The organism is Allohahella sp. A8 (assembly GCF_047946665.1).
In the GTDB taxonomy this organism is placed as follows: domain Bacteria; phylum Pseudomonadota; class Gammaproteobacteria; order Pseudomonadales; family Oleiphilaceae; genus Allohahella.
In genome coordinates this window covers 876,580-895,239 of sequence record NZ_CP172312.1, presented here as the reverse complement: position 1 = coordinate 895,239, position 18,660 = coordinate 876,580, and the positions used below count along the sequence as shown (strand labels likewise).

At 57.3% G+C, this 18,660-nt stretch carries 15 protein-coding genes and 1 pseudogene; 3 read left to right on the top strand and 13 right to left on the bottom strand.

Going from position 1 to position 18,660, the window contains the following annotated elements; genetic code table 11:
- The 8 genes from ACH3PB_RS04425 to ACH3PB_RS04390 all read right to left on the bottom strand — a co-directional run bounded on the left by ACH3PB_RS04425 (position 1) and on the right by ACH3PB_RS04390 (position 8,650).
- Complete coding sequence (locus ACH3PB_RS04425; protein WP_416398222.1) at positions 1–1,140, bottom strand: FAD:protein FMN transferase; 1,140 nt, start codon at positions 1,138–1,140, stop codon at positions 1–3.
- Complete coding sequence (gene nqrF, locus ACH3PB_RS04420) at positions 1,141–2,367, bottom strand: NADH:ubiquinone reductase (Na(+)-transporting) subunit F (protein WP_416398221.1); 1,227 nt, start codon at positions 2,365–2,367, stop codon at positions 1,141–1,143.
- Between the two features lie 30 nt (positions 2,368–2,397).
- Entirely contained in the window at positions 2,398–3,009 is a 612-nt protein-coding gene (gene nqrE / locus ACH3PB_RS04415) for an NADH:ubiquinone reductase (Na(+)-transporting) subunit E (RefSeq protein WP_416398219.1), read from the bottom strand.
- On the bottom strand, positions 3,009–3,674 hold the full coding sequence (locus ACH3PB_RS04410; RefSeq protein WP_416398218.1) for an NADH:ubiquinone reductase (Na(+)-transporting) subunit D: 666 nt from the start codon (positions 3,672–3,674) through the stop codon (positions 3,009–3,011). The genes nqrE and ACH3PB_RS04410 overlap by 1 nt, the downstream gene beginning before the upstream one ends.
- Entirely contained in the window at positions 3,667–4,473 is an 807-nt protein-coding gene (locus tag ACH3PB_RS04405) for a Na(+)-translocating NADH-quinone reductase subunit C (RefSeq protein ID WP_416398217.1), read from the bottom strand. The genes ACH3PB_RS04410 and ACH3PB_RS04405 overlap by 8 nt, the downstream gene beginning before the upstream one ends.
- Entirely contained in the window at positions 4,466–5,665 is a 1,200-nt protein-coding gene (locus ACH3PB_RS04400; protein ID WP_416398216.1) for an NADH:ubiquinone reductase (Na(+)-transporting) subunit B, read from the bottom strand. Before ACH3PB_RS04400 ends, ACH3PB_RS04405 begins: the two co-directional genes overlap by 8 nt.
- A gap of 4 nt (positions 5,666–5,669) precedes the next feature.
- Positions 5,670–7,025, bottom strand: a complete 1,356-nt coding sequence (locus tag ACH3PB_RS04395; protein ID WP_416398215.1) for a Na(+)-translocating NADH-quinone reductase subunit A — start codon at positions 7,023–7,025, stop codon at positions 5,670–5,672.
- Between the two features lie 158 nt (positions 7,026–7,183).
- Entirely contained in the window at positions 7,184–8,650 is a 1,467-nt protein-coding gene (locus ACH3PB_RS04390) for a glyceraldehyde-3-phosphate dehydrogenase (protein WP_416398214.1), read from the bottom strand.
- A gap of 295 nt (positions 8,651–8,945) precedes the next feature.
- Here ACH3PB_RS04390 and mfd point away from each other — a divergent pair, with 295 nt between their 5' ends.
- The gene (mfd, locus tag ACH3PB_RS04385) at positions 8,946–12,431 is read left to right on the top strand and encodes a transcription-repair coupling factor (protein ID WP_416398212.1); all 3,486 of its coding nucleotides are present in this window, start codon (positions 8,946–8,948) and stop codon (positions 12,429–12,431) included.
- The gene (locus tag ACH3PB_RS04380; protein WP_416398211.1) at positions 12,428–13,318 is read left to right on the top strand and encodes a CsiV family protein; all 891 of its coding nucleotides are present in this window, start codon (positions 12,428–12,430) and stop codon (positions 13,316–13,318) included. The genes mfd and ACH3PB_RS04380 overlap by 4 nt, the downstream gene beginning before the upstream one ends.
- Positions 13,319–13,363: 45 nt before the next feature.
- Here ACH3PB_RS04380 and ACH3PB_RS04375 read toward each other — a convergent pair whose 3' ends face one another.
- The 4 genes and pseudogenes from ACH3PB_RS04375 to ACH3PB_RS04360 all read right to left on the bottom strand — a co-directional run bounded on the left by ACH3PB_RS04375 (position 13,364) and on the right by ACH3PB_RS04360 (position 16,648).
- The gene (locus ACH3PB_RS04375) at positions 13,364–14,122 is read right to left on the bottom strand and encodes an S-methyl-5'-thioinosine phosphorylase (protein ID WP_416398210.1); all 759 of its coding nucleotides are present in this window, start codon (positions 14,120–14,122) and stop codon (positions 13,364–13,366) included.
- A 16-nt stretch (positions 14,123–14,138) separates the two neighbouring features.
- The gene (locus ACH3PB_RS04370; protein WP_416398208.1) at positions 14,139–14,678 is read right to left on the bottom strand and encodes a L,D-transpeptidase family protein; all 540 of its coding nucleotides are present in this window, start codon (positions 14,676–14,678) and stop codon (positions 14,139–14,141) included.
- 164 nt (positions 14,679–14,842) lie between these two features.
- Positions 14,843–15,526, bottom strand: a pseudogene (locus ACH3PB_RS04365) (TetR/AcrR family transcriptional regulator); the annotation flags it as partial.
- A 99-nt stretch (positions 15,527–15,625) separates the two neighbouring features.
- A complete protein-coding gene (locus ACH3PB_RS04360; protein WP_416398206.1) occupies positions 15,626–16,648 on the bottom strand; it encodes a hypothetical protein in 1,023 nt (340 codons plus the stop codon).
- Positions 16,649–16,845: 197 nt separating this feature from the next.
- Between ACH3PB_RS04360 and ACH3PB_RS04355 the strand changes: the two genes are divergently transcribed.
- Complete coding sequence (locus tag ACH3PB_RS04355; RefSeq protein WP_416398205.1) at positions 16,846–17,469, top strand: riboflavin synthase subunit alpha; 624 nt, start codon at positions 16,846–16,848, stop codon at positions 17,467–17,469.
- 16 nt (positions 17,470–17,485) lie between these two features.
- Here ACH3PB_RS04355 and ACH3PB_RS04350 read toward each other — a convergent pair whose 3' ends face one another.
- Entirely contained in the window at positions 17,486–18,649 is a 1,164-nt protein-coding gene (locus ACH3PB_RS04350) for a hypothetical protein (RefSeq protein ID WP_416398204.1), read from the bottom strand.
- Between the last annotated feature and the right edge of the window lie 11 nt (positions 18,650–18,660).

The window sequence follows — 18,660 nt, the reverse complement described above, 5'->3', positions numbered from 1 at the left end:
CTAGCGCTGATCTGCCGCTGGCTCGACAGGCTGCTCGCTCTGCAGGGCCTCGAGCCGCGGTGAAGTCCAGGTTTCGAAGCCTTTACTCCCCTTCATTATAAGCAATACAGCAAGATTATGTGACTGTGAAAGCGTTTTCGCAGTTTCAGGGCCTACCGCCATCAATGCCGTGGCCCAGGCGTCCGCAACTGCAGATTGATCCGAGACGATGCTGACGGAAACGAGCGCGTGCTGTATCGGGCGGCCGCTACGTGGGTCTATGGTGTGCGAATAGCGAACACCGTCTTGCTCGAAATAGTTACGGTAGTCGCCAGAAGTTGCGATGGCAGCTTTATCGAAGGAGAAAATCTTGAAGATCTCCCTGATTTCGATTTTCGGTGCTTCGATGGCAATTCGCCATTGCGAGCCATCCGGCTTGTGGCCAGACATTCGCAGTTCGCCGCCGATATCTACGAGATAGTCGCTGATGCCTTTGCTTTCGAGCAGTTCAGCGACCTTGTCGACTGCGTAGCCCTTGGCGACCGCTGAAAGATCGACATAGATGTCTGAAGTCTTGCGGATGCGTGAACGCTCTAAATCCAGCTCAAGTTTATCAAAGCCCGAGCGCTCTCGCGCCTTGTCGATATCTGCCTGCGAGGGCTCATGGGTGACCCGTCCTTCCGGGCCGAAGCCCCAAAGATTGACCAGAGCGCCGACTGTGACATCGAGAGCACCACCTGAGGCCTGATTTACCTCCCTGGCAACCTTCATGGTCGCAAGCGTTTCCGGTGAAATTTCGAACCATTCACCGACCGGGCTCTGGTTGAAACGCGACAGTTCCGAAGACGGGTCGTAGGTGGACATGAGCGAATTGATTCGCTCCAGTTCTGTGTGGATGACGCGCTTGGCGTCAGTAAAGAACTCGCCCGTCCACTTTACCGAGTACTGTGTGCCCATGATGGGACCGGACACCTCTCGCAGGGCCTCCTGCGCAGTAGCTGCGGAGGCACCTACCTTATCTGGCGCTGCGCCGTCGCAGGCTGCCGTCAGCACGAGCACAGTGATCAGTCCGAGATACCGAGGCAGCCTGGCAGCGCCACGAATGAGAAACGAACAATAAAAAAAGCAGGCTTGCGCCTGCTTCAAAGTCGTAACTGTCAATCAGCCTCCGAAGTCGTCGAGCATGATGTTCTCTTCTTCGACACCGAGATCCTTGAGCATCTTGATTACGGCAGCGTTCATCATCGGCGGCCCGCACATATAGAACTCACAATCTTCCGGTGCCGGGTGGTTCTTCAGATAGTTTTCCAGCAGGACGTTGTGAATGAAGCCAGTTGGGCCTTCCCAGTTGTCTTCGGGCAGCGGATCGGAGAGCGCAACGTGCCACTCGAAGTTCTCGTTTTCGGCCGCAAGATCGTCGAAATCCTTTACGTAGAACATTTCGCGCTTGCTTCGCGCACCGTACCAGAAGGAGATCTTCCGCTTTGAATGAATGCGACGCAGCTGATCGAACAGGTGCGCACGCATCGGTGCCATGCCCGCACCACCGCCAACGAATATCATCTCCGCGCCGGTCTCCTTGGCGAAGAACTCACCGAAAGGACCGAACACCGTTACCTTGTCGCCCGGCTTCAATGAGAACACCCATGAAGACATCAGGCCTGGCGGGTGATCCGAACCAGGAGGTGGCGTCGCGATTCGGATGTTGAACTTCAACACACCTTTTTCATCCGGATAGTTCGCCATCGAGTAGGCCCGAATGACAGGCTCCTTGTTGACGGCCTTGTACTGCCAGATATTGTGCTTGTCCCAGTCTTCCCGGAAGCGCTCTTCGATCTCAAAGTCCTTGAAGTGCACTTCGTACGGGGGTGCCTCGAGCTGAACGTAACCACCAGCGCGGAAGTCGACATTCTCGCCTTCAGGCAACTGCAACACGAGCTCCTTGATAAAGGTGGCGACGTTATGGTTGGAAACGACTTCGCATTCCCACTTCTTGACGCCGAACACCTCTTCAGGCACCTCGATTTTCATGTCCTGCTTGACGCTGACCTGACAGGCCAGCCGCCAGCCTTCACGTTCCTCACGGTTGGTGAAGTGAGTCTTTTCGGTTGGCAGCATGCCGCCGCCACCGTCCAGCACCTTGCACTTGCATTGCGCGCAGGTTCCGCCGCCGCCACAGGCTGACGACAGGAACATGCCTTCGTTCGCCAGTGTCTGCAGCAATTTGCCACCGGCTTCTGTCGTAATGGCGCTCTTGGGATCATCGTTGACGATGATCTTGACGTCGCCGGTGCTGACCAGGCGAGATCGCGCAATCAGAATGACTGCCACGAGGCTCAGAACGATGACAGTGAACATGCCAACGCCGAGCATAATTTCCGTATCCATGTTTCTACCTCTGTCTGGGTGAGGGCCGAATTACAGCGAAATACCAGAGAACGACATGAAGCCTAGCGACATCAGACCGACCGTGATAAAGGTGATACCCAGCCCTCTCAGGCCATCAGGCACGTCCGAATACTTGAGCTTCTCTCGAATACCGGCCAGCGCGATGATGGCCAGCGCCCAGCCAACGCCTGCACCCAGTCCATACACCACACTTTCGCCAAACTCGTAGTCCCGCTCGACCATGAACAGTGAGGCACCGAGGATTGCGCAGTTAACCGTAATCAGGGGCAGGAACACGCCCAATGCTGCATAGAGCGCAACAAAGTACTTATCCAGCACCATTTCCAGGATCTGGACAATAGCGGCGATAACACCGATATAGGTCAGCAGGCCCAGGAAGCTCAGATCGACGTTCGGCAGGCCCGCCCAGGACAGAGCCCCTTCACGCAGCAGACTGTTGAAGATCAGGTTGTTGACTGGAACGGTAATGGCCAGCACCACCGTTACAGCAATGCCCAGACCGATAGCCGCTTCGATCTTCTTGGAAATAGCCAGGAAGGTACACATGCCCAGGAAGAAGGCCAGTGCCATGTTTTCAACGAATACGGCCTTGATGAACAGGCTCAGATATTGCTCAAACATCAGAAGGCCTCCCTGACACGATGCGGTGCAAGCTTATAGTCCTTAGGTTCGACCTGTTCGACTTTCCAGCTTCTGAGGGCCCAGATAGCCAGGCCGATGATGAAGAACGCGCTCGGCGGCAGCAGCAAGAGACCGTTAGGCAGGTACCAGCCACCGTTTGCCTGGAGGGGCAGTATTTCCACGCCAAAGAGCTTGCCCGCACCGAGCAGCTCACGGAAGAAAGCTACAAAGATAAGCAGCACGGCATAGCCGAGACCATTTCCGATGCCATCGAGGAAACTCAGCACCGGCCCATTCTGCATGGCATAGGCTTCAGCACGGCCCATGACGATACAGTTGGTGATGATGAGACCAACGAAGACCGAAAGCTGCTTGCTCATTTCGTAGGCATAGGCCTTGAGCAGCTGGTCTACGACGATTACCAGAGAAGCGATAATGGTCATCTGCACGATGATTCGTATACTGCTGGGTATCTGGGAACGAATAACCGAGATCAGCGCACTGGAGCATGCGGTAACCAGCATGACCGCCACACCCATGACCAGCGACAACTGAAGACTGGTCGTTACCGCAAGCGCGGAACAGATACCCAGAATCTGCAGGGCAATCGGATTGTTGTTGAAGATCGGATCAAAGACGATCTCCGCGACACGATTTTTAGACATTGCGAATCTCTCCGTTCTTTATGCGCTCAAGAAAGGGCTTGAGGCCGCTATCGCCGAGCCAGTACTGGATCAGGTTCTCGATACCGCGGCTGGTCAGCGTCGCGCCCGAGAGCGAGTCGATATGATGTTCAGCACCAGGTGCAGATGGATTCGCGCCGCCCTTGATCAAGCGGATCGCAACCTCACCATCCTCACCGTAAACTTCCTTCCCGCTCCACTGAGCCTTCCAGGCCGGATTATCAACCTCGCCACCAAGACCAGGTGTTTCACCATGCTCGTAGAAGCCAAAGCCGGCAATGGTATTGGCATCATTTTCCAGCGCCATGAAACCATACAGCGTCGACCAGAGACCGTAACCGCGAACAGGAACGATAACCCGATTGATTTCACCGTTCTCTTCAGCCAGATAAACCTTGGCGTATTTCTCCACACGGCCCAGGCCAGCAATGTCTTCAGCCTGGCTCAGGGTGTAGGACGTCCCTTCCCTGGTGGCGACTTTCTGCTGCTGAAACTCTTCAATGCTCTTGAGGCCGATTTCCGAAGGCTCGATGAAGCGCCCGGTTTCCAGCTCGACCAGCTTTGGCGTGATACTCGCAAAACGCTCTTCGACTTCGGCCTTCGATGACCCCGGCTCTATCATGCCAGCCGCCCGCAGGATGTTTTCCTTGACGTTCAGCTCGCGATTTTCAGTCTGTACCGGTCGCAGCATGACGGCGGCGGCTGAAACCACGACCGAACACACGATGCACAACAGAAAGGCGACCGTAAGGGTTTTTCCAGTTGATGATCCTTTAGCCACGGGCGAGCCTCCGCTTGATATTCGCCTGCACGACGAGATGGTCGATGAATGGCGAGAACAGGTTCGCGAACAGTATCGCGAGCATGATGCCTTCGGGGAAAGCCGGGTTTACGACCCTGATCAGCACGGTCATGGCGCCGATAAGCATACCGAAGATCCAGCGGCCTGTTTGTGTATGCGAAGCAGACACAGGATCTGTCGCCATGAAGAACATGCCGAAGGTCAGACCACCGATGACGAAGTGCCAGTGCGGAGGCAACGCGAACATGGGGTTCGTATCCGAACCGACCAGGTTGAGCAGGCCAGCAGTCAGCACAACACCGAGCACCACACCGAGGACGATACGCAGTGAGGCGATACCCATGATGAGGAGGATCACGCCGCCTATCATGATGGCGAGGTCGCTGGTGCCACCGATACTGCCCTGGTGGAAACCGAGGAAGGCGTCGAACCAGGTCAGGCTACCCTGCAGGGCTTCCATACCGCCGGAAGCGGCAACGCTAAGCGGCGTCGCACCACTGAAACCATCCACTGCTGTCCAGACCGAGTCACCCGACATCTGCGCCGGATAGGCGAAATACAGGAACGCTCGACCCGCCAGCGCAGGATTGAGGAAGTTCTTGCCCGTACCGCCAAACACTTCCTTGCCGATGACGACACCGAAGATGATGCCCAGTGCAGCCTGCCACAAGGGCAGATCCGGCGGGCAGATCAACGCGAAGAGTATCGAGGTGACGAAGAAGCCTTCGTTGACTTCATGCTTCCTGATCGTGGCGAAAACGACCTCACAGGCACCACCGACTATAAAGACCGTCAGGTAGATTGGCAGGAAGTGCATTGCACCATAGATCATGTTGTCCCAGATACTGGACGGATCGTTGCCTGCAAGCGCAGCGATCAGGCTGTAACGCCAGCCCTGATCCATGGCGATGCCGGCTTCTGCAAGATAGGTGTTTGCCTGGAAACCGATGTTCCACATACCGAAGAACATGGCGGGGAAGACGCAGACCCAGACCGTGATCATGATCCGCTTGAGGTCGATGCCGTCGCGAACGTGGGTGTTCGCTGCAGTTACGGAACCAGGCGAATAGAAGATCGTGTCGACGGCTTCGTACAGCGGGTACATCTTTTCATACCGCCCACCCTTGTGAAAGTTGGGCTCTATCTTGTCTAGAAAAGTTCTTAAGCTCATGACATCAACCCTCTTTTTCGATGGTTTCGAGATTACGCCTGAGTATCGGCCCGTACTCGTACTTGCCTGGGCACACGAATGAACACAGCGCAAGATCCTCTTCATCGAGTTCGAGGCAGCCCAGCTTCTGGGCAACTTCAGTATCTCCGACAATCAGGGCCCGCAGCAGTTGCGTTGGCAGAATGTCGAGCGGCATGATGCGTTCATAAGTACCGATTGGCACCATTGCCCGCTCACTGCCATTGGTTGTCGTCGTCATGTTGAAGCGCTTGCCCGGCATGAGCTTTGACAGATAGATGTTGATTACAGAGAACTTGTTGAGACCAGGAGAAAGCCAGCCGAAAAGCTCGCGGTGGTGACCTTCTTCCAGACAGGCGATCTGGTAGTCGTATCGACCGAGGTAGTCGACGGAGTCACGGGCGGATCTGCCACCCAGCACTGAGCCTGAAACTGTACGAACATTGTCCGATTTCAGTTCGTTCAAGGTGAGCTGACTGACCGAAGCGCCAGTGCGGGTTCTGATCAGCCGCGGCCGTTTGACGGCAGGGCCGGATAGCGCCACAACGCGCTCAACGAACTTGTAGCCAGTGGTGAACAGGCGACCGATTGCGATCACGTCCTGATAGCCTACCGTCCACACGCTCTTGTACAGGTTCACCGGATCAAGGTGGTGAATGTGTGTGCCGACGAGCCCCGCAGGATGCGGACCGGCAAACGTCTCATGCTCGAGACGGTCCATTTTCGGCAGCTGCACGTCGACATCCGGCGCGGAGCAGACGAAAACCTTGCCCTTGGTCAAACGACTCAGCACCCTGAGGCCGTTCTGGAAGTCTTCATTGGCCTGGGCGATGATGACCAGCGGATCAGCGGCCAGCGGCTGCGTATCCATAACAGAGACGAAAATTGAGTGGGGCTCGGCATCGAGCTCGGGAACCTTGCTGAACGGCCTTGTGCGGAAGGCTGTCCATTCTCCCGACTCCACGAGCAGATCGACGGCCTGCTGCCGTGACAGCGACTCGAGCTGATCGGCTGGATAATGGGTGAATTGTACCTGACTCTCGCCATCTTCATGCTGATCGACAGCAATCACTATGGACTGAAAAACCCGCTTTTCGCCACGATGAATGGCTTTTACGGTACCTGTGGCCGGCGAAGTGTAGCGCACACCTTCAGTTTTCTTGTCAGTAAACAGCAGTTGACCACAAAGCACCCGATCGCCCTCAGCGACCTCCATGGTGGGCTTCATGCCATTGTAATCGAACCCGACGATAGCCACTTCCGTGACCGCTGGGCCCTGATCGATGATCTGCTTGGGCTCACCCGATATCGGGATATCGAGGCCCTTCTTGATTTTTTTCATTCAGTCAGCCTGTCTTTTTTCTTGATTGGCCTGCGAAGCAACGGTTTACGGTCGCCAGTATACGTGGCGACGTAAGAAAAGCACGTGACGATCGTCAACGCCAACCTTGCCCGCACTTATGATAGCGCACCCTGGCGAACGTGCCGCCAGGGATGGAATCAGACCGTTGCTGCCGGGAAAACCTTGTAATGCACGCCGGCCATCTGGTTGACGATGCGCACGACCTGGGCGCTGTAGCCAGCTTCGTTGTCATACCAGACATAGAGCACGATGCGATTGCCACTGGCGATAGTCGCCTGAGCATCGACAATACCTGCGTGACGTGAACCCACGAAGTCGGACGACACAACTTCCGGGGAATTCACGAAGTCGATCTGCTTCTGATACTTCGAGTGCAGCGAAATAGTGCGCAGGTAATCGTTCAACTCCTCGACGTTGGTATCCTTGTCCAGGTTGAGGTTCAGGATCGCCATGGAAACGTTGGGGATGGGAACGCGAATCGCGTTACCGGAGAGCTTGCCAGCCAACTCAGGCAGCGCCTTCGCAACAGCCTTGGCAGCGCCGGTTTCTGTGATAACCATATTCAACCCAGCACTTCGGCCGCGTCGACTACCAGCATGATAGTTGTCGATCAGGTTCTGGTCGTTGGTATAGGCATGAACGGTTTCGACATGCCCATCGCGGATGCCGTAGCGGTCGTTGATGACCTTGAGTACTGGCGTAATGGCATTGGTCGTACAGGATGCCGCAGACAGGATGGTGTCTTCAGCCTTGATATCTTCGTTGTTGATACCGAAGACGATATTCTTGATATCACCCTTGCCTGGCGCCGTGAGCAGTACACGGGCAACGCCCTTGGCCTTGAGATGCTGGCCCAGGCCGTCCTTGTCGCGCCATACGCCGGTATTGTCGACAAGAATGGCGTTGTTGATGCCATAGCTGGTGTAGTCGATAGACTCTGGTGAGTTGGCGTAGATGACCTTGATGAAGTTACCGTTGGCGATGATGCCCTGGTTTTCCTCATCGATGGTGATGGTGCCCTTGAAGCTGCCATGTACCGAGTCGCGTCGCAGAAGGCTCGCGCGCTTCTCGATGTCGTTCGACGCCTTGCCCTTTCTCACCACGATGGCACGAAGACGCAGGTTCTCACCGCCGCCTGCCTTTTCAACCAGAATACGCGCCAGCAGACGACCGATACGTCCGAAACCGTAGAGTACGACGTCCTTGGAAGCAGCACCCGACTCTTCGCGCGGCTTGTGACGGTTGACGACTTCCTTGAGTTCCTCGGCCAGGAAGTCCTGAAGCGGCTTGCCACTACCGTGGTCGCTGTAGCGCACGGCCATCTTGCCGATGTCGATATGGGCAGGTCCAAGATTCAGCTTGTCCAGCGCGAGCAGCACCGGCATGGTCTCATGAACGGAGAGCTCACGGTTCTCGACCTGGCGGACGAAGCGATGTGCCTTCAACAGACCGATGACGGACTGGTTGATGACTGCTTTGCCATAGATCGACGTAATGACGTTATATTTGCGGTAGAGCCTGCCGATCAGCGGGATCATGGCCTCGGCGACATTTTCTTTCGCCGTCCAGTCACTAAAACATGCGTCCAGTTTATCTTGACTCACTACAAGGCACCTCGGTTGATCCGACAGGCAGGACGAATTGAGCCATTCCCGCACAATGTCGGCAGAGCGTAGTCAGGCTCTGAGTTTAAGCATAAGAGTGAAAAATTGGGCGCATATTATCGCCGTTCCAGCCCCAGGATGGAAGACCAGCATTGCCATTTATAGCAGCCACAGTACAATCTGCGCCAGCACACCGGCAGAGATGTCATGAAATGAGGTCCAATCGCTGCGCCCGGAATGGCAAGCGGCAACGTACTCTTCGATTGGCCACAGCAACACTACACAGACCGGACCAATGACAAGCACGCCTTCTGCAAGCCGAACGACTGCCAAGCGAAAGCTGGATACAGCCCTGCCTTTCCCTCTGCCTCGCGAGATGCCGGCCGGTCAGGCTGCACGCTGGCCAATTTTGCCAGGCCGCGCCGATGCCATGTTCCTCGCGCAACTGGAACAACAGCAGCCCGATACCCTCACCGTGGTGGTGACGCCAGACATGGCGACGCTCGAGCGCCTCGAGGCCGGGCTCGACCTGTTCCGCCGACTGGACGAGCGGGATGCTACGCCCACCCTTGCGCTGCCGGACTGGGAAACCCTGCCCTACGACAGTTTCTCGCCGCACCAGGATATCGTGAGCCGACGTATCGCCACGCTGGTGAGCCTGCCGCGCCAGAAAGGTGGGCTATTGCTGATTTCAGTTGCCACGCTCATGCAGCGCCTTGCCTCCCGACGGCACCTGCTCGGCACCACGCTGTGGATCAAGAAGGGCGATACCATCGACATCGGCAGCTATAGAGAACAGCTTGAGCAGGTCGGCTACCGCAATGTAAACACTGTCTTCGAACATGGCGAGTTTGCGGTTCGTGGTGCCATCATCGATCTGTTCCCCATGGGTCATGACCAGCCGTTTCGAATCGAGCTGTTCGATGATGAAGTCGACAGCCTGCGTTATTTCGACCCGGAGACCCAACGTTCAGGCGATCAGATCGATGAAATCGAATTGCTGCCGGCCTTCGAGTTCCCCTTCGACGAGGCGGCCCGAAGTCGCTTCAGGCAGAACTTCTACGAAGCCTTTCCGGAGTCGCCTCGTCAGACGCCCGTACTGAGAGACGTCGTAGAAGGCATCGTCACGCCGGGCATCGAATACTACATGCCGCTGTTCGACGCTGACACGTCCACCCTCTTCGACTATCTGCCGCCCGACAGTCAGCTGTATCTGATGCCGAACCTGCATGCGCGCGCAGAGGAGTTCTGGGCTGATGTGCAGTCTCGTTTCGACAGTCTGGGCCATGATCGTCACCGCCCGCTTTTACCACCGCACAAGCTGTATCTGCGACCGGATGAGCTATTCGCCGCGCTGGCGCGTCAACCTCGAATAGAAGTTACCCCGAAAGCTGATGGTGAAAAGGCGGTGGTCGCCGAGCTGCCGGCCGTGGGCGTTGAGACGCAGCAGAACCAGCCGCTGCAGAAGCTCATCGATGCGGCGGGCAAGGACACCGTTGTGCTGGCGGCAGAGTCTGCCGGTCGTGCGGAAGCTCTGAAGGACCTCTTTGCAGCGCATGACCAGGCGCTCTTGAGCGCACATAGCTGGCAGGAAGCACTCAGCCGCCCTGGTAGCTGGCAGGTACTGACAGCGGATATCGACCGTGGCTTCCGCTTGCTTGACCCGCCTGCCCTGCTCATCAGCGAGTCCGATCTGTTCGAACTCAAGGTGCCGCAGCGCCGCCGCCGAAAGCAGTCAGCCACAGACACCGATGCCCTTATCCAGAGCCTCGCCGAATTGAAGGAAGGTATGCCGGTCGTGCATATCGAACACGGTGTCGGGCGCTTTCACGGACTGGTCAGTCTGAATGTGGGTGATCAGGAACAGGAGTTCATCCTGCTCGTGTATGGCGATGATGCGAAACTCTATGTACCCGTGGCGCAGCTGCAGGTGCTCTCACGCTATGCCGGGCTTAATGAGGAATTTGCGCCACTGCACAAGCTCGGCAACGACAAATGGCAGAAGGCGAAACGTGCAGCCCGCGAGAAGATTCGAGATGTGGCGAGCGAACTGCTGAAAATCTACGCGCGGCGCGAGGCCCGAAAGGGGCATTCGTACAAGGTCGAAGAAATCGAATACAGCCGCTTTGCTGATGACTTCCCTTTTGAAGAAACGCCCGATCAGGCCAGCGCCATCGGCGCCGTAGTGTCCGATCTCAAGCGGCAGCAGCCCATGGACCGGCTCATTTGTGGCGATGTCGGCTTCGGCAAGACCGAGGTGGCGATGCGAGCAGCCTTCCTGGTGGCCAACGCGGGGCGCCAGGTCGTCGTGCTTGTGCCAACCACATTGCTGGCACAACAGCATTTCAACAGCTTCCGCGATCGATTTGCTGGCACCGCCATGCGTATCGAACTGCTCAGCCGCTTCCGTTCGACGCAGGAAATCAAGACCTCGATGGAAGCGATGAAAGCTGGGCAGGTCGATATCGTGATCGGCACCCATAAGCTGATTCAAAAGGATGTCGAGTTCAAGGATCTCGGTCTTCTGATCATCGATGAGGAACACCGCTTTGGCGTGCAACAAAAGGAGCGCCTGAAGGCCCTGCGCGCCGAAGTCGACATCCTGACGCTCACTGCGACGCCAATTCCACGAACACTGAACCTGTCATTGCAGGGCGTGCGTGACCTTTCAATTATCGCCACCCCACCCGAACGACGCCTGGCAGTAAAGACTTTCGTGCATGAGCATGAAGACGGCATCGTGAAGGAGGCTGTGATGCGGGAACTGCTCCGCGGCGGCCAGGTCTTTTACCTGCACAATGAAGTGAAGACGATACAGAAGACGGCGGACGCACTGGCAGAACTGGTGCCCGGCGCGCGAATCTGTGTGGCGCACGGTCAGATGCCTGAGCGCCAGCTTGAGAAGGTCATGTCGGAGTTCTATCACAAGAAATACAACGTGCTTGTGTGTACTACCATTATCGAAACCGGCATCGATATCCCCAGCGCCAATACCATTATCATCGACAGGGCCGACAAGCTTGGGCTTGCCCAGCTGCACCAGCTCAGGGGCCGGGTTGGCCGCTCGCACCACCAGGCCTACGCCTATTTGCTGACAGTCTCACCTCGATCACTGACAGCAGACGCGAGGAAGCGGCTGGAGGCCATCAGTGCGGCGCAGGACCTCGGCGCCGGCTTTACCCTGGCGACCCATGACCTTGAGATCAGAGGTGCGGGTGAGCTTCTGGGCGCAGAACAGAGCGGTCACATCAATGCCATCGGCTTCTCGCTGTACATGCAACTGCTGGACAGTGCGGTGAGGGCTATGCGCGAAGGTAAGGAACTGTCGCTGGATGATCCGGAAGAGAAGGTTTGCGAGGTAAACCTGAGGGCACCTGCATTGCTGCCGGACAGCTATATCCACGATGTGCAATCGCGGCTCGTGCTATATCAGCGCATTGCTGCGGCGAAATCGCCCGAGGCGCTGAAGGATCTCCAGGTCGAGCTGATCGATCGTTTCGGCTTGCTGCCTGATGCAGCAAAGAACCTGTTCCGCCAGGCCGCCATTCGCATGGAAGCCGATCAACTGGGTATCGTACGGATCGATGCCGGTGAGAAAGGCGGCGTGGTTGAGTTCGCAGCGAAAACCCGCGTGCAGCCGATGAAGCTGATCGAACTGGTACAGACTAAACCGAAGCGCTACCGGCTAGAGGGTAGCCAGAAACTGCGCGACAACGTACCTTTGGTTGATCCAGAGCAGCGCCATCAATGGGCAGAACAGATTGTAAGGATGTTTGCGTGAACTTTTTTCGATTACCAGCACCTGCGCTCGTATGCGCTGCCGTCATGAGTACGGCACTCCTGCCCTTACCCGGCCAGGCGCCGGCACTGGCGGCCGACAATGAAGCGAGTGTCTATCAGCTCGAGCTGATCATTTTCCGCAATTATCCCATCAGCGATTCAGAGCGGCTGTTGCCGCTGCCGCCGCGCGATATCGAAACAGACCAAGCGGCCAATTCTGGGGGCGCGGGAATCACGGCAGGCAATGGCGTCTCTACTGAAACTGCAATCGATACAAGCGCTGAGGGCTATGGGCCCGAGGCCAGCTTCGGTGGCAAGAAGCCCGATGGCTCTCCATTGCTGAACATGCGCGATGATGCGATATCTTTGGGCGATGCCAGCGAAGATCGTTGGCCACTGATGCTTCGCAAGGACTTCATGCTAAACGACGCGCTGACGAACCTTGAACGCGCCTATGGGTATCGCGTGCTCTGGCATGGCTCCATGATGTTGCCGATGGTGAAACAGCGGGACTATCATTTCACGTTGGCCACCTCGACGCTGGACGACAACCGGTGGTCGCTGCAGGGCGAGCTACAGTTCAGGCTGTCGCGCTTCATGCACATGAACGCAACGCTGGTGCTGACCGATCATACCGGTCCGCAGGGGGAACCCGTGTACACCAGCGATGAAAGCATCGAGATTCCTGGAGCGAGCGGGGAGATTTACGGCCGTTATGTACTGCAGCAGTCGCGACGGATGAAGTCCGGTCAGCTGCATTACATCGATCATCCGGCCATTGGTGTGCTGGCCATGATCCAGTCCGTCAGTGATGAGTCCGCGGTTCGACTGCGCGGCCCTGAAGCGTCCAATGGGCTCGAAGTCGAAGAACTCGGCGACGAGGAATAGCCAGCTCGGCCCGCCAATAACAGCGGGCCTGCACGGCCTGCGTATTTAGCGCTGCTGCTCACCCACCAGGGTGGCAATGAGCTGGCGCACGTTTGACATGCCATCCAGCACGGCCTGTTCGATATCCGCCATCGTGATTTCACGATCCGGCGCACCGTCCGCCTTCACGCCCGCCGCGGGATTCACCACGAGGCACAGACTGGCATAGTCCAGGCCAGCTTCTCGAGCCAACGCAGCTTCCGGCATGCCGGTCATACCAACAATTGTGCAACCATCGTTCGCGAGGCGACGAATCTCGGCGGCCGTTTCCAAACGCGGCCCTTGGGTGGCCGCGTAAACGCCGCCCGTCTTGACCTGAACATCAATGCGCTTGGCAGCCTCGATGATTCTAGCCATCAACGATGCTGTGTAAGGCCACGAAAAGTCGATATGCTCGACAGCGGTATCAGTCGAAAAGGTGCTCGCTCGGCCCCAGGTATAGTCAACCAACTGGTCTGGCAGTACCAGGTCGGTTGGCTTCAGACTGGGATCAATACTGCCTACGGCATTGACGCCGATGACTGCAGTCGCACCCATTTCCTTGAGGGCCCAGATATTGGCGCGGTAATTGACGGCGTGCGGGGCAATGCCATGCGGGTGGCCGTGCCGCGCGAGGAAAAAGGCTGAGCTTTCCGGATGTTCCGAATGGCCAACTTCCAGTACTGCAGCAGATGGCTGACCGTAAGGCGTATCGACTGTCTTTTCATTGAGAATTTCGAAGCCTTCCAGCCTGGTCAGGCCGGTTCCACCGATAAAAGCGAGCATTCAATCCCTCGACTGGCTAACGAATGATTACGCGGCAACCTGGCTGCACACGTTCGAAGAGCGCTGTCACGTCATCGCTGGCCATACGAATGCAGCCATGTGAGGCAGCGGTACCCAGCAGATGTTCGTCAGCAGTGCCGTGAATATAAATATAGCGCCGCTGTGTGTCGACCCCGTTTCCACGGTTGTTCCCCAATTCGAGGCCACAGAGCCAAAGTATGCGGGTGAGTATCCAGTCGCGTTGGGGATAGCGTTCCGCGAGCGCTGTATCAAAGATCTCACCGGTCCAGCGGCGTCCGGCAAGCACCGCCAGTGCCGGCAGCTCGCGACCGATGCAGGCGCGGATGTAGTGCCAGCCGCGCGGCGTCTGCAGGCTGCCATTTAGCTCGCCGAGGCCAGCTGCTGCTGTCGATATGGTGTATATAGGGCCACAGGCCTCGGCTGCCTCCGCGTAGGCTTCCAACTCGGCAAGCTCTCGGGTGGCACCGATCCGGGCATCCGCTGACAGGCACTCGAGGGTCTGCGTTGCAGCACTGATACGCAGCAGATTGAGCATCAGTGGCCTCGCGGTTTTGACTCGGCAATCTTGATGGCAGCAGCCAGCGCAGCCGAACGTTCATTGTTATCGAGATGCAGCTCGTCTGAGGCCAACTGCCCTTCATCCCCACTCAGGCACTGCGCGTCGGAGGCCGCAAGCGAGCCGCGTCTATCGCTCTCAGGACTGTCACGTCGGTCGCCGCGCTGCTCACCCTTCGGTAAATTTTCGGCGCGCCCACCACCGGCCTTGAGTCCCGCCGACAGGAACCTGACCAGTTCGACGACGATATCCTGGGGCGAACTACTGATATCGAGCTCATTCTTCAGTATGCTGCTAAGCGCTTCGGAAGAGGACATCGTGAACGTTGTGGCGCCCAGCATGAACTGCAGTCGCCAGAAGCGTTCGACGCTCGACAGATGCGGCGTGGCCTTCTTCAAGAGCTGCATGAATTCGCGGAACTCGAGGCTGTAATTCTGTTCGAGAAAGCGCCGCAGGTGACCCTGACTCTGGGTATAGGCCAGGCCCAGCAGGCGCATGAAGACGGCCAGCCCGTTGGCGTTACGCCTGTTCTGCGTCTGCAGTATCGATCTGGTCACCACCTGGAGCAATTGCTCGAGCATGGTATCTGAATCCTTGGCGTCGATTTCGCTCAGACGCTCGCGCAGATTGCGTGTGATGGGATTGAAAAATCGCGCAAAAACCGCCTGGATCAGTGCATTCTTCGAGCCGAAATGATAATTGACCGCGGCGAGGTTGACGCCGGCCTTACTGGTGATCTGGCGCAATGAGGTTTCGGCGAAACCCCGCTCTGCAAAGAGCATTTCTGCGGCATCGAGTATTTTGTCTACGGTATCGGACTGTGCCATCGACCCTGCCATACTAAGATTGGTACGCGTTCCGTTCGCTACGAACAGCTGTTTGAAACATACGTTTGAAACGCTGTCGTGTCAACCTGTCCCCCTGGCCTAGTCGTTATCCCCGACGTCCCCAAACTCCGTTCTCAGACGATGATTGATAGTGACGTAGTCACGTTTCAGTGAAAGATACGCCGCCCGGGATAACATCATATACCGCAGATACAGCCGAATAGCGCCGGCATGACGCATGGCCTTGAGCAAGAGGCCCTTCCGGCTGAGCATTACAAGACGGGTAAACTGCCTGTGCCTGAGTGCTTCGAACTCAGCGCTCATCATCTGACACTGATACGCCAGGCCATTCCGCCCTTCGAGCATGCGAATGTGATTCAGAGCAGCTGACTCGAGTGACTTGCGTCTTGCCTGCAAGCCCGAATAACTCATATCGGAAAACAGTAATGACCGCACCGGCCCTATCTGCAAGGCCGTTAAGAGCACAGCGCCGCCCAATAGAGATCCGGCCACCCACGGGTTGAGGTTGGCCATCAGCGCCGTAAGAAAAACACCGAGACACAACAGCACGCCCAGCCACAGCAGATTTGAACGCCGTTTTGCCAGCAGCATCTGGGCCGGTGTGGGATAGTCACTCATCTGCAACGCCTCGACATTAAGCAGTTCGAGCGCCTGGCATTCAGCAATGACCTGCTGAATGAGTTTCAGCCGTCGGGCCAGACGCGAGCGTTCACGCTCCCGCTCTTCAGGCGTCGGGGCCGCTGAAGCCGCACTCGCTTCAGCAGGCTTTCGACCAGCATCAGGATCGACTTCATAAGAGCGCCGACCCTCACCGGCGCGATCCGGACTACGTCGCTCGCGCCAGGCTGCAGCCGATTCTGGACTGGCGATTTCACGCGATCCACCACTTCGTGCGCCCTGCTCGATCACCGCCGGCGCATTGCGGCCCGCCCCACTCTGGAGACTCTGCTCGAGGGATTGCTTCTGGGTGGCTGCCTGACTGCGATGTGCAGCCTCCTGAGCGAGCACCTCGCGAGGGTCGAGATTCAGTGAGGCCTGTTCGACCAGCTGCCGAAGCGCAGTAGGGCTCAGATCGATATCGCCGGGGTTGTGGATCTTCATAAGTCTGAATACTATGCCGATGAAACGCACACAAACGGGCTGACGCCGCCGCACCATTGTCGCCAACGTCAATTTAATGGCAGCTTTTGCCTGTCAAAGCACCGCCTTCTGACCATATAAGCACGATTCGCGCCAGACGGCGCAGTTGGCAGGCGATGTGCCCCAGCCATTCTCACTTCCTGCAGGGCAGAATCAACATGTTTACAGGCATCGTCCAGGGCAAGGCCCGGATAAAGACCATCGACAGGCTCGAAGGGCTATCGAGACTATTGGTTGAGTTCCCCTCCGACCAGTCTGCCACACGCTGCGGTGCCAGTGTGGCAATCGATGGCGCCTGCCTGACCGTCACCGCCGTCGATGGTAGTGAACTGGCTTTTGATGTGATGCAGGAAACACTGCGAATTACGACCCTCGGCAAGCTGCAGCAGGGCGACTGGGTGAACTTCGAACATGCTGCCCGCCTTGGTGATGAAATTGGCGGGCACCTGTTATCGGGCCACATTCATGCAGTGGCGACCGTAGCAGCCGTTACCAATACACCCAACAATACCAATATCGCCTTCACAGTACCTGAAGCGCTGCGCGCCTATATTTTCCACAAGGGCTATATCGGGGTTAACGGCGCAAGTCTGACCGTCGGACATTTGACGCCCGATGGCTTTTCCGTGGATCTGATCCCCGAAACGCTGCGAATGACCACCTTCGGTGAACTCGCTGCTGCCGACCAGTCTCAGCCAGCTGGCGTGAACCTGGAGATCGACAGTCAGACGCAGGTCATTGTGGATACCGTAGAGCGCATACTGAAGCAGAAACTGGGGTGATCCGAGCCTGCGGGAGCTAGCGCAGCAACTGCTGGGATTGGGTCAGTGCGGAAAGAAAATCGACGGGCCGCACCGCAGCTGGTTTCCCCGCCTTCTCATCACTCCTGCGGCCCTCACGCAGCTTCATGAGGCTCGCTTCCAGAAACAGTGGCACCGAGGGATTCCGGCCTTCGTTGAATTGTTGCCTGAAGGCCAGCAAGGCCTGGTAGGCTGTTTCTGCGGCCTCTGACTCAAGGCTTGTCACCAGCGTCTGCAGATCCTTCAACGCAGATGATTGCGCCAGCGTCTGGTCTGCCTCGCTCGCAGCAGCCTCGCTCAGCTGCAGCCTGAATACCGAAGCCCACACCCACAACAGTAGATCCAGCAACTCTTCCACAGGCACTTTTGCCAGGACCTGGGCGCCGGCAAAAATATCCTGACGCCCCTCCACACAAGCGGCCAGCGTTTCCATGACCGTCATAAGCACAGGCTGCTGATGGCCGTCTGCACGCAAGGCCTCCAGCGTTCGCCAGGGGCTGAATTGATAGGCCAGCGTCATTGCTGCAACCAGTTCAGGCAACAGTACCTCGTCGTGCTTCGATGTCGCCGCAGATTTTCCGGAGACGAGCCGGCCGGCGACCCAATCGTTGAGTTCGGCCAGCGCAGGCTTTGGCAACCTGAAATATTGACAACGGCTACGAACCGTCGGCAGTAAGCGCGAGCGCTGCTCACTGAGCAGGATGAGCGTCACGTCGCTACCCGGCTCCTCCAGTGTCTTCAAGAGGGCGTTGCCAGCCTGCAGGTTAAGGGCATCTGCCGGGTCGAGTATCGCCACCTTGCGCTTCGACACCTGTGGTCGTGTATAGGCAAAGTCGGTGAGCGAGCGAATCTGGTCGACCTTGATGACGCGGCTGTCGGCAGGCGCGATCACGATGAAATCAGGATGGCTGTCAGCGTTCATCAGGAGGCATTGACGACATGCGCCACAGGCCTGCAAGGCCCCGTTAGGCTGCGAGATGGGTTCTGCGCAAAGCGCGTCCATGGCCAGATGTCTGGCCAAGGCGAGCTTTCCGCTACCTCGGACGGCTTCCAGTAGCAAGGCCGCGGGCCAGCCCTGATCCCGCCACCGCCTGGACAATTCGGAGCGAACCGCCTTGTGCCAGGGCAGCAGCAGACGCGCAGCGCTATCGTTCTCGCTCATGCTGTTCTCGT

Excerpts from the sequence above, each read along its gene's own strand:
- nqrE (WP_416398219.1), bottom strand. The coding sequence starts at position 3,009 with ATGTTTGAGCAATATCTGAGCCTGTTCATCAAGGCCGTATTCGTTGAA.
- ACH3PB_RS04370 (WP_416398208.1), bottom strand. The coding sequence starts at position 14,678 with ATGCTCAATCTGCTGCGTATCAGTGCTGCAACGCAGACCCTCGAGTGC.
- ACH3PB_RS04360 (WP_416398206.1), bottom strand. The coding sequence starts at position 16,648 with ATGAAGATCCACAACCCCGGCGATATCGATCTGAGCCCTACTGCGCTT.
- ACH3PB_RS04350 (WP_416398204.1), bottom strand. The coding sequence starts at position 18,649 with ATGAGCGAGAACGATAGCGCTGCGCGTCTGCTGCTGCCCTGGCACAAG.
- mfd (WP_416398212.1), top strand. The coding sequence starts at position 8,946 with ATGACAAGCACGCCTTCTGCAAGCCGAACGACTGCCAAGCGAAAGCTG.
- ACH3PB_RS04400 (WP_416398216.1), bottom strand. The coding sequence starts at position 5,665 with ATGAGCTTAAGAACTTTTCTAGACAAGATAGAGCCCAACTTTCACAAG.
- nqrF (WP_416398221.1), bottom strand. The coding sequence starts at position 2,367 with ATGGATACGGAAATTATGCTCGGCGTTGGCATGTTCACTGTCATCGTT.
- ACH3PB_RS04355 (WP_416398205.1), top strand. The coding sequence starts at position 16,846 with ATGTTTACAGGCATCGTCCAGGGCAAGGCCCGGATAAAGACCATCGAC.
- ACH3PB_RS04375 (WP_416398210.1), bottom strand. The coding sequence starts at position 14,122 with ATGCTCGCTTTTATCGGTGGAACCGGCCTGACCAGGCTGGAAGGCTTC.
- ACH3PB_RS04410 (WP_416398218.1), bottom strand. The coding sequence starts at position 3,674 with ATGTCTAAAAATCGTGTCGCGGAGATCGTCTTTGATCCGATCTTCAAC.
- ACH3PB_RS04395 (WP_416398215.1), bottom strand. The coding sequence starts at position 7,025 with ATGAAAAAAATCAAGAAGGGCCTCGATATCCCGATATCGGGTGAGCCC.